This window comes from Longimicrobium sp. (genome assembly GCF_035474595.1).
Taxonomy (GTDB): Bacteria; Gemmatimonadota; Gemmatimonadetes; order Longimicrobiales; family Longimicrobiaceae; genus Longimicrobium.
Map to the genome: position 1 here is coordinate 17,804 of NZ_DATIND010000013.1, position 14,847 is coordinate 32,650.

The window sequence follows — 14,847 nt, forward strand, 5'->3', positions numbered from 1 at the left end:
TTCGTTGCGGCCGCCGCGGGGCGGGTGTGGAGATGCGTCATGGTCAGTCTCCCGCGACCAGGTCCAGGCCGGCCAGCTCCAGCGCCTGGTCCTCGGGCATCTGCAGGATGTCTTCGTAGATGCGCCGCTCCACCGCCTCGGCCATGGCGCCCAGCGTGGGGCTGGTGAAGACGATGCGGATGGGAAGGTCGGCGGCGAAGGCCGCGCGGATGCGGGTGATCAGCTGCATGATCAGCAGCGAGTGGCCGCCCAGCTCGAAGAAGCTGTCGTCCGCCCCCACCCGGTCCACCCCCAGCACCTCGCTCCAGATCCCCGCCAGCACCTCTTCCACCATGGTCCGCGGCGCCACGTACGCCTCTTCCGCGGCCGCGAAGTCGGGCGCGGGAAGCGCCCCGCGGTCCACCTTGCCGTTGCTGGTGAGCGGGATCGAGCCCAGGGCGACGAAGGCCGCGGGAACCATGTACTCCGGGAGCGCGCGGCGCAGGTGCGTCCGCAGCTCGCCCGCGTCCGCCCCGCCGGCCACGTAGGCCACGATGCGTTTGTCCCCCGGCGTGTCCTCGCGGGCGACGACGACGGCGCCGGCCACGTCCGGGTGGCGGCGCAGCACCGCCTCGATCTCGCCCAGCTCGATGCGGAAGCCGCGGATCTTCACCTGGTGGTCGATGCGCCCCACGAACTCGAGCGTGCCGTCGCCCTTCCAGCGCATGCGGTCGCCGCTGCGGTACAGGCGCGCGCCGGGAACGCCGGAGAAGGGGTCGGGCACGAAGCGCTGGGCGGTGAGCGCCGGGCGGGCCAGGTATCCCCGCGCCACCTGCACCCCGCCGATGCACACCTCGCCGGGAACGCCCACGGGGAGCGGCGCGCCCGCCTCGTCCAGCACGTACACGCGCACGTTGTCGATCCCCGCGGCGATCGGCGGCGGCACGGTGCCGTTGCTGGCCTCGAACGTCGACATGCGGACCGAGGTCTCGGTGGGCCCGTAGTTGTTGAAGAAGCGCCGCCCCGGTGCCCAGCGCGCCACCAGCTCGGCGCTGCACACCTCGCCGCCCACCGAGACCACGCGGAGGTCGGGAAGCTCGGCGAAGGGCGTGGCGGCCAGCGAGCTGGGGGTGAACTTGGCGTGGGTCACCCGGTGGCGTTCCATCAGCCGCACCAGCGCGTCGCCGATCAGCTCGTCGCGCGGGGCCACCACCAGCGCCGAGCCGGTGGTGAGCGCGGTGAAGATGTCCATCACCGACGCGTCGAAGTGCAGCGGCGCGAAGAGCAGCACCCGCGAGCCGGGGGTGACGGAGTAGATGCGGTCGAAGGCGGCCACGGCGTTGCTCACCCCGCCGTGCTCCACCAGCACCCCCTTGGGAATGCCGGTGGACCCCGAGGTGTAGACCACGTAGGCCAGGTGGCGCGGGGTGACCGGAACCGCCGGGGCCAGGCCGGGAAGGCGGGCGAGCGCGCCGTCCAGCTCCACCACCGTCCGCGCGGCCGCCCACGCGCGCCCCGCCTGCGCCGCGTCGGCCACCACCACGCGCACGGCCGACTCGTTCAGCATGAAGGCGATGCGGTCGTCCGGCGCGGCCAGGTCCATGGCCACGTAGGCGGCGCCCGCCTTCAGGATCCCCAGCAGCGCGGCGATGCAGTCCGGCGACGGCTCCATCGCCAGCGCCACCCGCTCTTCCGGCGCCACGCCGAGGGCGAGCAGCCGGTGGGCCACGCGGTTGGCGCGCGCCTCCAGCCGCGCGTAGGTGACGGTCTCGTCGCCGGCGAGGATGGCCGCGTCGCCCGGCGTCGTCTTCACCTGCGCCTCGAAGAGCTGGTGCAGGCAGCGGTCGGAGGCCGACGGCGCGTCGGTGCGGTTCCACTCGTGGACCACCAGCGCGCGCTCTTCGTCGCCCAGCAGCTCCAGCCGGGAAAGGGGCACGTCGGGGTCGGCGGCCACCTGCTCCAGCAGGCGCTCCAGGTGCGCCAGCATGCGGCGGATGGTGGAGCGCTCGAAGAGGTCGGTGCTGTAGAAGAGCTGCCCGGCGATGCCGCCGGCGCCGGCGCCCAGCGCCAGCGTCAGGTCCCAGCGCGTGGTGTCGGCGTCGGGCTCCACCCGCTCCACCTCCAGCCCGCCCAGCCCCGCGGCCCCCTCGCCCGCCGCCTCGAAGGTGAAGGTCACCTGGAAGACGGGGGAGTGGCTGGTGGCGCGCTCGGGCTGCAGCTCGGCCACCAGCTTCTCGAAAGGGATCTCCTGGTGCTCGTAGGCGTCCAGCGTGCCGGCGCGCACCCGCCCCAGCAGCTGGCGGAAGGCGGGGTCGCCGGAAAGGTCGGCGCGCATGGCCAGTGCGTTGATGAAGAAGCCGACCAGCCCCTCCACCCCGGGCACGTCGCGCCCGGCGATGGGGCTGCCCACCACCACGTCGTCGCTCCCGGCGTACCGGCCCAGCAGCACCTGGAAGGCGGCCAGCAGCACCATGTACAGCGTGGCGCCCTCGCCGCGCGCCAGCGCCTCGAGTCGCCGGGCCAGCGCGGGCGGGAACGACACCGGCTCGTGCGAGCCGCGCCAGCTCCGCTCGGCGGTGCGGGGGCGGTCGGTGGGAAGCTCCAGCAGCGCGGGGGCGCCGGCCAGCCGCTCCTTCCACCACGCCAGCTGCCGCTCCAGCACCGGCCCCGAAAGCCGCCGCCGCTGCCACGCGGCGAAGTCGGCGTACTGCACCGGGAGCTCGGGAAGGGGAGACGGAAGGCCGTCGCGGAAGGCGGCGTACAGCGCGCCCAGCTCGCGGAAGAGCACGTCCAGGCTCCACCCGTCGCTGACGATGTGGTGCACGCAGAGGAGGAGGACGTGCTCTTCCTCACCCAGCCGCAGCAGGGCGGCGCGGAAGAGCGGCCCCGCGGCCAGGTCGAAGGGCAGCTCGGCGTCGGCGGCCACGCGGCGCGCCACCTTGGCCCGGCGCTTCCTCGCGGGGAGCGCGGACAGGTCCTCGACGGGGAGCGTGTAGCCCTGGAAGGGGGCGATCACCTGCACCGGGCCGTCCCCGGTATCCACGAACGCGGTGCGCAGCGTCTCGTGCCGGCGGACGATCTCGCCCAGCGCGCGCTCCAGCGCCGCCGCATCCAGCGCGCCCGAAAGGCGCAGCGCGTCGTGCATGTTGTAGAAGGGCGATCCTCCCTCCAGCCGGTCCACGAACCAGAGCCGCTCCTGCCCGAACGAGAGCGGGAGCCGTCCGTCGCGCGGCTGGGGCGCGAGCGGGGGCGGCGGGGGAAGCTCCTGATCGCGGATCTCCTCCACCCGCCGCGCCAGCGCCGCCACCTGGGGCGCCTCGAAGAGCGCGCGCACCGGCAGCTCGATGCCGAACGCCTCGCGGACGCGGGCCACCACGCGGATGGCCAGCAGCGAGTGCCCGCCCAGCTCGAAGAAGTTCTCGCCCGCGCCCACCCGCTCCACGCCCAGCACCTCGGCCCAGATCCCCGCGAGCACCTGCTCGGCCGGGGTGCGCGGAGCCACCTGCCCGCAAGCGGCGCCGTGCCCGGGCGCGGGAAGGGCGCGGCGGTCCAGCTTGCCGTTGGGGGTAAGGGGGAGCCGGTCCAGCGCCACGATTGCCGAGGGCACCATGTGCTCGGGAAGGCTCCGCCGCAGCGCGTCGCGCAGCCCGTCGGGATCCGCGCCGCCGGCCACGTACGCCACCAGCGCGCGCCCGCCCGGCCCGTCCTCGCGCGCGATCACCGCGCACTCGGCAACGCCCGGCTCGCGGCGCAGCGCCGCCTCGACCTCGCCGGGCTCGATGCGGAAGCCGCGGATCTTCACCTGGTCGTCGGCGCGGCCCAGGAACTCGAGAACCGCAGTGCGTGAGTGCGTGAGTGCGGGAGTGCGCTCGTTCTCGCGCGGATCCAGCGCACTTCCGCACTCACGCACTTCCGCACTTTCCTTCCACCGCACCCGGTCGCCCGTGCGGTACATCCGCGCGCCCGGCTGGGCCGAGGACGGGTCGGGGACGAAGGCCGCGGCGGTGAGCGCCGGGCGCCCCAGGTAGCCGCGCGCCACCGCGGCGCCGCCCACGTACAGCTCGCCGGGGACGCCGGCGGGGACGGGGTTCAGGTTCCCGTCCAGCACGTACAGCGCGGTGTTGGCCACCGGCCGCCCGATCGCGACGGCGCCGGTCTCCGCCGCCGTTTCCGGGGTGGAGCGGAAGACCGAGCACCCCACCACCGTCTCGGTGGGGCCGTACTCGTTCACGACCGCCGTTTCCGGCGCGTGGCGGTGCCAGGGCGCCACCGTCTCGGCCAGCAGCTGCTCGCCGCCCACCACGAAGGTGCGCGCGCGGCCGGCCATCTCTTCCGGTCGGAGCTGGCGGGACAGCAGCTCCAGGTGCGCGGGGGTGAGCTTCACCAGGGTGAAGCCGCCCCCGGCGCGGAGCGCCTCGCCCAGCCCGTCCACCCCGGCCGATTCGGGGACCAGCGTCACCGTCTTCCCCGTCAGCAGGGGGACGAAGAGCGAGGTGACGGTGAGGTCGAACGAGAGCGAGGAGTGCACCGGCGCGCCGCATCCCCCCTCGCCGTACGCCTCCACCGCCCACGCGGCGTAGCTGGCCAGCCCGCCGTGCACCACGCCCACGCCCTTGGGGCGGCCGGTGGAGCCGGAGGTGTAGATGACGTACGCCAGGTTCTCCGGCACGACGAGGCAGCGCGGGTTCTCGTCGTCGCCGCCGAGATCCGCGTCCTCGCCGTCCACGCTCACCACCGCGACGGCAGGGGGGATGGAGAGGCGGGGACGAACCGACTCCTGCGTCACCAGCACGGCCACGGCGGAGTCCGCGAGCATGAATTCCAGCCGCTCGGCCGGATACGCGGGGTCGAGGGGGACGTAGGCGCCGCCCGCCTTCAGCACGCCCAGCACCGCGGCCACCATCTCCGGGCTCCGCTCCAGCGCGATCGCCACCCGCGCCTCGGGCCCCACGCCGAGCGCGCGGAGGCGGTGGGCGATGCGGTTGGCCCGCGCGTTCAGCTGTCCGTAGGTGAGCCGCTCGCCGGCGCAGGCGACGGCGGCCGCGTCGGGGGTGCGCGCCGCCTGCTCCTCGAAGCGGCGATGGACGGGGAGGCCGGCCGCCAGCTCCGGGCCGCGCCCCCACACCCGCACCGCGCGGCGCTCGTCCGCGCCGGCCAGCTCCAGCCGGGAAAGGCGCACGTCGGCATCGCCGGCCACCTGCTCCAGCACGCGGACCCAGTGCGCCAGCATGCGCGCGGCGGTGGCGGGCTCGAAGAGGTCGGCCGCGTACCCCAGCACCCCGCGGATCCCCTCCGGCCCGGCGGCGGCGAAGAGGGTGAGGTCGAACTTGGTCTCGGCCGCCCCGGCCTCCACGCCCTCCACCCGCAGTCCGGGCAGATCGCGCGCGGCGCCGGCGCCGTCGTTCAGGGTGAACATCACCTGGAAGAGCGGCGAATGGCCCAGGCTGCGCTCGGGGCTCAGCTCGGCCACCAGGCGCTCGAAGGGCACCTCCTGGTGCTCGTACGCGCCCAGCGTGGCCTCGCGCACGCGCTGCAGCACCTCGCGGAAGGCGGGGTCGCCGGAGAGGTCGGCGCGCAGCGCCAGCGTGTTCACGAACAGCCCGACCAGCTCCTCGGTCTCGCGCCGCGTGCGGCCGGCGATGGGGGTGCCGACCACCACGTCGTCGGTCCCCGCGTACTTCGCCAGCAGCACCTGGAAGGCGCCCAGCAGCACCATGAACAGCGTGGCGCCCTCGCGCCGGCCCAGCGCCTCCAGCCGCGCGGCCAGCCCGGCGGGAAGCTCGAACTCGCGGTGCGCGCCGCGGAAGCTCTGCACCGCGGGGCGCGGGCGGTCCGTCGGCAGCTCCAGCAGCGCGGGCGCGCCCGCCAGCCGCTCCTTCCACCACGCCAGCGGCCGCTCCAGCGCCTGGCCCCGCAGCTGCTCGCGCTGCCAGGCGGCGTAGTCGGCGTACTGCAGGGGAAGATCGGGGAGGGGCGACGCGGCGCCCTCGCGGTACGCGCCGTAGAGCGCCCGCAGCTCGCGGAAGAGCAGGTCCAGGCTCCACCCGTCGCCCACCACGTGGTGCACGGTGAGGAGAAGGACGTGCTCCGCGTCCGACCGCCGCAGCAGCGTGGCGCGGAAGAGCGGGCCCGTGGCCAGGTCGAAAGGCCGCGCCGCCTCGCTTTCCGCGCGGGCACGGATCTCCGCCTCGTCCGCCACGTCGTGGACGGGGAGACGGAAGCCGGAGAAGGGAGCCACGACCTGCACCGGCGCGCCGCCCATCTCGGCGAAGGTGGTGCGCAGCGACTCGTGGCGGCGCACGATCTCGCCCAGCGCGCGCTCCAGCGCGGCGGCGTCCAGCTCGCCCGAGAGGCGGAGGGCGAGGGGGATGTTGTACGAGGCGCCGCCGGGCTGCAGCCGGTCGAGGAACCAGAGCCGCTCCTGCGCGAACGACGCAGCCAGAGGCGCCGAGCGGTCCGCGGGGGCGACGGGCGGGAGCGCGGGGGCGTCCTCGCGCCGGAGCACCTCGATGCGCTCCGCCAGCTCCGCGATGGTGGGCGCGTCGAACACCTCGCGCACCCCCATCTCCACCCCGAAGGTCTCGCGCACCCGCGACGCCAGCCGCGTGGCCAGCAGCGAGTGCCCGCCCCGCTCGAAGAACGAATCCGCCGTTCCCACCCGCTCCAGGCGCAGCAGGCCGGCCCAGATCGCCGCCAGCACCTCTTCCACCGGGGTGCGCGGGGCCACCCAGGCATCGTCCGGCGCCGCGAAGTCGGGCGCGGGGAGCGCCTTGCGGTCCAGCTTGCCGTTGGGCGAAAGGGGGAGCCGGTCCAGCACGACGAACGCGGCGGGGACCATGTGCTCGGGAAGCGTGCGCCGCAGCCCGGCGCGCAGCGCGTCCACCTCCACTTGGCCGGCGACGTAGGCCACCAGCTGCCGCTCGCCGGCGGCGTCGTCGCGCACCACCACCACGCAGTCGCGCACGGCCGGGTCGCGGCGCAGCGCCGCCTCGATCTCGCCCGGCTCCACGCGGAAGCCGCGGATCTTCACCTGCTGGTCCAGCCGCCCGAAGAACTCCAGGGTGCCGTCGCCGCGCCAGCGCGCCCGGTCGCCGGTGCGGTACAGGCGCGCGCCCGGCCGCCCGCCGAACGGGTCGGGAACGAACTTCTCGGCGGTGAGGGCGGCGCGGCCCAGGTAGCCGCGCGCCACCCCCTCGCCGCCGATCAGCAGCTCGCCGGGGGTGCCCACCGGCTGCGGGGCGCCGCCGGCGTCGCAGACGTACAGGCGCACGTTACCCAGCGGCCGCCCGATGGGGTGCCCCTGGACGGAGCCGTCGTCGGGTACCCGGTGCGCCGAGGCCAGGATGGTGGCCTCGGTGGGCCCGTACAGCACGTGCAGGCGGGCCGACGGGAACGCCGCGCGCATCTCGGCCGGCAGCCCGGCGGGCACCAGGTCGCCACCCACCACGGCGGTGCGCAGCCCGGCCAGGCGGGGGCGCTCGCGCTCGGCCGCGGCCACCTGGCGCATCAGCGCGGGCACCGCGTGCAGCAGGGTGGCGTCGGCGATCTCGCCCAGCAGCGCGGGAACGTCCATCACCCGCTCGCGCGCCACCAGCCGCACCGCCGCGCCCGAGGTCAGCGGGAGCAGCGCCTCGAAGAGCCAGATGTCGAACGAGTACGAAGCCAGTGCGGGCACCACGTCGCCCGGCGCGATGCCGAACGCCTCGCGGGTGGCGGCCAGGTGGCTGGCCAGCGAGCCGTGGCGCACCATCACCCCCTTGGGGCGGCCGGTGGAGCCGGAGGTGTAGATGACGTACGCCAGGTTCTCCGCCGTGGCACCCGCATCTCCCTCGTCCCCCTCCTCGTTCCCGTCATGGAGATCGGGATCGATGGAGTCGATGCGGACCCGCGCGGCGCCGTGCGCGTTCAGCGCCGGGGCCGCGCCGCCCGAGGTGACGATGACGCGGAGCGCCGCGTCGGCGGCCATGAATTCCAGCCGCTCGGCGGGGTAGGCGGGGTCCAGCGGCACGTACGCGCCGCCCGCCTTCCAGATCCCCAGCACCGCCACCAGCAGCTCGGGGGTGCGCTCCACGCACAGCCCCACAGGCACCTCGGGGCCCACGCCGAGCGCGCGCAGCCGCCGCGCGAGCGCGCTCGAGCGCCGGTCCAGCGCGCCGTAGGTGACGGCCTGGCCGCCGTGCAGGAGCGCGGTGGCCCCCGGCGCGCGGCGGGCCTGCCCGGCGAACAGCGCGTGGACGGGGAGCGTGGGAACGGGGCGATCGGTGTCGTTCCAGGCGGCCAGCAGCTGCTCGCGCTCGCCGGCGCCGAGCAGGTCGACGGAGGACAGCGGGACCGCCGCGTCGGCCACGGCCTGCTCCAGCACGCGGCGGAGGCGGCCCAGCATGCGGCGCACGGTGGGCGCGTCGAACAGGTCCGTGCTGTAGAGGCAAACCAGCTCGATCTCCGCGCCCGCGTCGACCGCGTCGAGGTTCAGGTCGAACTTGGCGTTGGGCGTGGGCGTGCCCACGCCCTCCATCCGCATCCCCGCGAACCGCGGCTCCGCGCCGCCGCCGCCCGGCTCCAGGTTGAAGGCGACCGACACCAGCGGCGCCGCGGCGGGCCCGCGCGCCGCGCCGGCCAGCTCCTGCAGCCGCGAGTACGAGAACGGCTCGTGCTCGTACGCGTCCAGCAGCCAGCCGCGCACCTGCTTCAGGAAGGCGAGCAGCGTGGTGCCCTCGTCCGCGCGGGTGCGCAGCGGAAGCACGTCCACGCAGTGCCCCACCAGCGACTCGGAGCCGGGAAAGGGCCGCCCCGCGCTGGGGATGCCGATGACTCCGTCGTCCTGCGCGGCCACGCGGTGCAGCGTGGCGGCCAGCGCGCCCAGCAGGGTGGCGAAGAGGGTGCACCGCTCCCGCCGCCCGAAGTCGCGCAGCGCGGCCACCAGCGGCGCGGGCAGACTCAGCCGCTCGGTGCCGCCCCGGTGGGTGGGCACGCGGGGGCGCGGACGGTCGGCGGGAAGCTGCAGCGGCTCGGCGCCCTGGAAGCGCTCCAGCCACCCGGCCTCGTGCTCGGCGTGCCCGGCCGCGTGTTCGGCCAGGAGCGCCGCGTACTCGCCGAACTGCATCGCCCGGGGGAGGACCGGCGCCTCGCCGGCCAGGCGCGCATGGTACGCCGTCTCCCAGTCGCGCATCAGCACGCCGGCGCCCAGCGCGTCGGCCGCCAGGTGGTGCATCACCAGCTGGACCACGTGGTCGTCGGCGCCGCGCGCATGCACGTGCAGCCGCAGCAGCGGCCCCTCGGCCAGGTCGAAGGCCTGGCCCGCCGCGGCCGCCAGCGCCGCGTCCAGCGCGTCCGCGCCGTCGGGGGCGGTGGCCAGGAAGGGGACGGAGACGGAGGCGCGGACGCGCTGCGCCTCGCCCGAGCGGTCGAAGGTGGTGCGCAGCGAGTCGTGGTGCGCCACCACGTCGTCCAGCGCGGCGCGGAGCGCGGCCACGTCCAGCGGCCCGCGCAGCGCGAACACCGTCTGCTCGTTGTAGGCGCGCGAGGCGTCGTCGCCCAGCTGCGCGTGCACCCAGATCTGGCGCTGCGCGGGGGTGAGCGGGTACGAGCGCGGCTCGTCCGCTGGGACTTCGGGCGGCGGGAAGATCTTCAGGTCCGCGGGAACCGCCGGGGCCGGATCGGGATCCGCATCCCCCCGCCCTCCCGGACCGCCGCCGCCGGGGCCGCCCTGCGCGGGAAGGAAGCCGCCCTGGCGCAGCGCGCGGATGCTATCAGCCAGCGCGTCCACCAGCCGGTCGCAGTCGGCGTCGGTGTGCGCGGTGGAGACGAAGCAGGCGCGCCCCTCCCAGATGTAGATCCCCCGCTCGATCATGTGGTAGAAGAGGAGATCGACGATCGGGTCCTGCGGCGCGAAGCGGAACTGGAAGAGGCTGGCGCAGCTGACGATGCGGATGGGCACCCCTTCCGCCTCCAGCAGCGCGCGCAGGCGGGCGACCAGGCGCGCGGTGCGCGCGTTCAGCTCCTCGTACAGCGCGGGCCCGCGCGCCTGGAGATGGCGGAGGACGGCGAGCGCCGCGGCCATCGTCACCGGGTGCTTGCAGAAGGTGCCGGCGAAGAAGGTCTGGTCGGCCGCGGGATAGCTGCGGTCGCCGAAGCTCCACTGCCCGCCGTCGATGGCGTCCATGTAGCGCGCGCGGCCCGCCACCACGCCCATGGGAAAGCCGCCGCCGATCACCTTGCCGTAGACCGCCAGGTCGGCGTCGATGCCGTAGAACCCCTGCGCGCCCTTCGCCTCCAGCCGCAGCCCGGTGATCATCTCGTCGAAGACCAGCACCGATCCCGCGCGCTCGGTCAGGGCGCGCAGCTCGCGCAGGAACTCGACCGGGTGGAACTCGGGGTTGCGGCTCTGCACCGGCTCCACCAGCACGGCGGCGATCTTCGCCGCGTTGGCGCGGAGGAAGTCCAGCGTCTCGGGGGTGCCGTAGGGGAGGACCAGGATGTCGTCCACCATCCCCTGCGTGGTGCCGGGGGCCACCGGTCGCGAGCGCGGCTCGGCGTCGCTGCCGCCGGGGGCGCGCGCGGCCAGGATGCCGTCGAAGCAGCCGTGGTACGAACCCTCGAAGATGACCACCCGGTCGCGCCCCGTGGCGGCGCGCGCGATGCGCAGCGCCGTCATCACCGCTTCCGAGCCGGTGTTGCAGAACGTCACCCGCTCCATCCCCGTCAGCTCGCTGAAGAGCTTCGCGGCGGGGCCGGCGAGGTCCGACTGCGGGCCCAGGTGCATGCCGCGCTTCAGCTGCTCGTCGACGGCGTCGAGGATGAAGGCGGGGCGATGGCCGAAGAAGTGGACGCCGAAGCCGATGGTGAAGTCGACGTACTCGTTGCCGTCCAGGTCCCACAGCCGCGACCCCTGCGAGCGCTCGCCCACGATGGGGTACAGCAGCTCCTTGGTGGCCATGCGGAAGTTCAGCGCCGCGCGGTTGTCCGAGAGCACCGGCCGGTTCTCCGCCGCGTACTCCTTGGACCGGCGCGTCCGCGCGTTGTAGCGCCGCACGAACTCGCCGAAGTACGCCGCCTGCTTCTCGTCGTGTCCCCCGCCCAGCCCGATCGTTGCGGAGACGGGGCGGTGCGGGCCGTGCGACGCCGGCTGCTGCCCCGGGGCGGCGGCCCCGGCCACGTCGGCCGCGCGGATCCGCTCCGGCGCCTTCACCGTCGCCGCGGCGGCGGTGGGATGGTGCGCGCCGCCGCTGCCGTTCCCATGCCCGTTCGATCCGTGCCCGTTCGAGCCATGGCCGTTCGATCCGTGGCCGTTCGCCGACCCACCGTTGCCGTGGCCGTTCGATCCGTGGCCGTTCGTCGCGTGCCCGTTCGATCCGTGGCCGCTGGACGGGGCGGCGCCGCGCAGGAGGTCGATCTGCGACTGCATCAGCTCCAGCTGGCGCGCGACGATCGCCTGCAGGCTGGCGTCGCCCGCGGGAAGGGCGTGGAACGCGGAGGCCGGGATCGCGACCGCCTGCGCGGCGGCGGGCGCGGCCTCGGCGGCCGGCTGCGGGGCGATGGCGACGGGCTCGGGCGCGATGGCGGCCGGCTCGGGCTCCGGCTCCGGCTCCGGCTGGGCCAGCTCGGGGAGCTCGTGCTCCAGGTGCGCGGCCAGCGCGCCGGGGGTCGACAGCTCCTCCATCATGCGGCGAAAGGGGATGCGCACGCCCAGGGTGCTCTCGATGCTGCGGCTGGCCTGCATCAGCAGCAGCGAGTCGGCGCCCAGGTCCAGGAAGCTGCTCTCCGCGTCCAGCTGCGCGGGATCGGTGCCCAGCAGCCCGGCGAACAGCTCGGTTACGCGCGCGGCGGCGCGCGAGCGGCGCGCGGGGGCGGCGGCGGGTTCGGTTCCAGCGTTGTGCATCGGGTCGGGGCGCGGCGGGTCGGAAGCAAGGGGCGCGGGCGCGGCGGCGGGGCGCGGCACGCGGTAGACGGTGCGCTCGAACGGGTACGTCGGAAGCGGGACGCGGCGGCGGCTCTCGCCTCCGCGCAGGGCCTTCCAGTCGATGGCCACGCCCGCGGTCCACAGCGCGGCCGCGGCGTCGAGCATCACCAGCCCGGCATCGTCCGGCTTGTCCGCGCGCGGGAGGCTGCGGACGATCACGCGCTCGGGGGTCGCGGCGGAGTGGCGGCGGGCGAAGGTGCCCAGCGTCTCGCCGGGGCCCACTTCGAGCAGGACGCGCGACGGGTTCTCCAGCAGCCGCCCCACGCCGTCGGCGAAGCGGACGGTCTCGCGGAGGTGGCGCACCCAGTAGCCGGGGTCGGCCGCCTGCTCCGCCGTGATCCAGTCGCCGGTGACGTTGGAGAGAAAGGGGAGGGACGGCGCCGCGGGGCGCGCCTTCCGCACCTCGGCGGCGAAGGCGTCCAGGACCGGGTCCATCGCCGCGGAGTGGAACGCATGCGAGGTGTGCAGCCGCCGCGCGGAAACGCCGCGCGCGGAGAGCGCCGCCTCGATCTCGTCCATCTCCGCCGTCTCGCCCGAGACCACGCAGTGCGCGGCGCTGTTCACGGCGGCCAGCGAGACCCGCGCGGGAAGGAGGGCGCGCACCTCGGCCTCGGGGAGCGGCACGGCCAGCATCGCCCCGCCCGGCAGCGCCTGCATCAGCCGGCCGCGCGCGGCCACCAGGCCCAGCGCCGACTCCAGCGTGAACACGCCGGCCAGGTGCGCGGCCACGTACTCGCCGATGCTGTGGCCCAGCATCGCGTCCGGCATCACGCCGCGGTGCATCCACGTCTTCGCCAGCGCGTACTCCACGGCGAAGAGCGCCGGCTGCGTCAGCCCCGTCCGCCGGAGCGCGGCGTTGGCCACGTCTTCCCCACCCTCGGGCGGGAAGAGGACGGAGCGCAGGTCGATCCCGATCTCCGGCTTCAGGATCTCGGCGCAGCGGTCCAGCTCGCGGCGGAAGACGGGCTCGCGCTCGTACAGCTCGCGCGCCATCCCCGCGTGCTGCGTCCCCTGGCCGGGAAAGAGGAAGGCCACCGGCGGCGGCTGCTCGCCCGCGCGGCGGGTGGACGGACGGCGGACCGGCGTCCCCGCCAGCGCTTCGCGCGTCTCGGCCAGGTCGCGAACCGTGGCGGCCCAGCGGTGCGGGTGCGCGGCGCGGTGCTCCTGCAGCGTGAACGCGACGTCGGCCAGCGGGAGATGGGGATCGGCGGCGAGGCGCCCGGCCAGCTCGCGGCGCATCCGCTCCAGCGCGGCGCCGGACTTCGCGGCGAGGGCGATCACCTGCGGCGCACTTGACGGCGGCAGCGGCGCGAGCTCGGGCGCCTCCTCGAGGACCACGTGCGCGTTGGTGCCGCCCATCCCGAACGAGCTGACGCCGGCGATGCGCGGGCGGCCGCCCGTCTCCCACTCCCGCAGCCCGGTGTTGACGAAGAAGGGCGATCCGTCCAGCCCCGTCTCGGGGTTCGCGACCTGGAAGTGCAGCGTGGGCGGGATGGCGCGGTGCTTCAGCGCCAGGACGGTCTTGATGAAGCCGGCTACACCCGCCGCGGCGTCCACGTGGCCGATGCTGGCCTTCACCGCGCCCAGCGCGCAGGCGCCCACGGCATCGGTCCCCTCGCGGAAGACCTCGGTTAGCGCGGCGATCTCGATGGGGTCGCCCAGCGGCGTGCCGGTGCCGTGCGCCTCGACGTACGAGACGTCGGCCGGGTCCACCCCCGCGACCGCCAGCGCCTCGGCGATGGCCTGCGCCTGGCCCTTCACGCTGGGCGCGGTGAAACCGATCTTCCCCGCCCCGTCGTTGTTGATGGCCGAGCCCTTCACCACCGCGTGGATGGGGTCGCCGTCGCGCAGCGCGTCCACCATGCGCTTGAGGACGACGACGCCGGCGCCGGAGCCGGCCACGGTCCCCGCGGCGCGCGCGTCGAAGGCGCGGCAGTGGCCGTCGGGGGAAAGGATGCCGCCCTCCTCGTAGCGGTATCCCTGCTCCTGGTCGATGGAGACGGTGACGCCGCCGGCCAGCGCCAGGTCGCACTCGCGGTTCAGCAGGCTCTGGCAGGCCAGGTGGATGGCCACGAGCGAGGTGGAGCAGGCCGTCTGCACCACCACGCTGGGCCCGCGCAGCCCCAGCTTGTACGAGACGCGGGTGGTCAGGAAGTCGCGCTCGTTGGCGAAGTGCGCCACGTCGCCGCCCACCGAGTTTACGATGTCGGGGTGCGACATCACCCGCGCCAGGTGCCGGCTGGCGCCCGATCCGGCGTAGACGGCGATGGAGCCGGGAAAGCGCGCCGGGTCCACCCCCGCGTCCTCGAGCGCGGTCCAGGCGCACTCCAGGAAGACGCGGTGCTGCGGGTCCATCACCAGCGCCTCGGGGGGGTTCACCGCGAAGAACGGCGCGTCGAAGGCCCACGCGTCGGGGAGCGACCCGTACGCGCGGACGAACGCCGGGTCGCGGAGGTCTTCCTCCGGCACCCCCGCCGCGCGCAGCTCGTCGTCCGGAAAGAACGAGATCGACTCGGCGCCGGCGCTCAGGTTCGTCCAGAACCCGGCGACGTCGCGAGCGCCGGGGAGGCGGCAGCCCATCCCGACGACGGCGATCTCGTTTTCGCGGTCAGACATCGACATTCGGTCGTTCGCTCCAGGTGGTACGGAAAAGTCCTAAGTCCTAAGTCCTAAGTCCTAAGTCCTAAGTCCTAAGTCCTAAGTCCGGGCATCCGGCTCCGACGCCAGCCGGGGGAGACAGTTACGAGAACCCCGACCCGTCACCCATGGACGTCATCCTGAGTCGAACACCGCGCTGCGCGCGACCACGGAGGATGAAAGGACAGTGGTCGTGAGCGCTGATGCCACAGAATGAGCGGATCAGCCTCGCGCAGTTTGCGAGGCTTCCCGTAGTTGTTGCTGCGACTTCA

At 74.8% G+C, this 14,847-nt stretch carries 1 protein-coding gene; it reads right to left on the reverse strand.

Going from position 1 to position 14,847, the window contains the following annotated elements:
• Positions 1-43: 43 nt before the first annotated feature.
• Positions 44-14,554: a non-ribosomal peptide synthetase/type I polyketide synthase gene (locus VLK66_RS02470; RefSeq protein ID WP_325307619.1), complete on the reverse strand. Its 14,511-nt coding sequence runs from the start codon at positions 14,552-14,554 to the stop codon at positions 44-46.
• Positions 14,555-14,847: the final 293 nt, after the last annotated feature.

Bases quoted from the DNA above. Each gene is read 5' to 3' on its own strand.
- VLK66_RS02470 (WP_325307619.1), bottom strand. From the start codon at position 14,554: ATGTCTGACCGCGAAAACGAGATCGCCGTCGTCGGGATGGGCTGCCGC.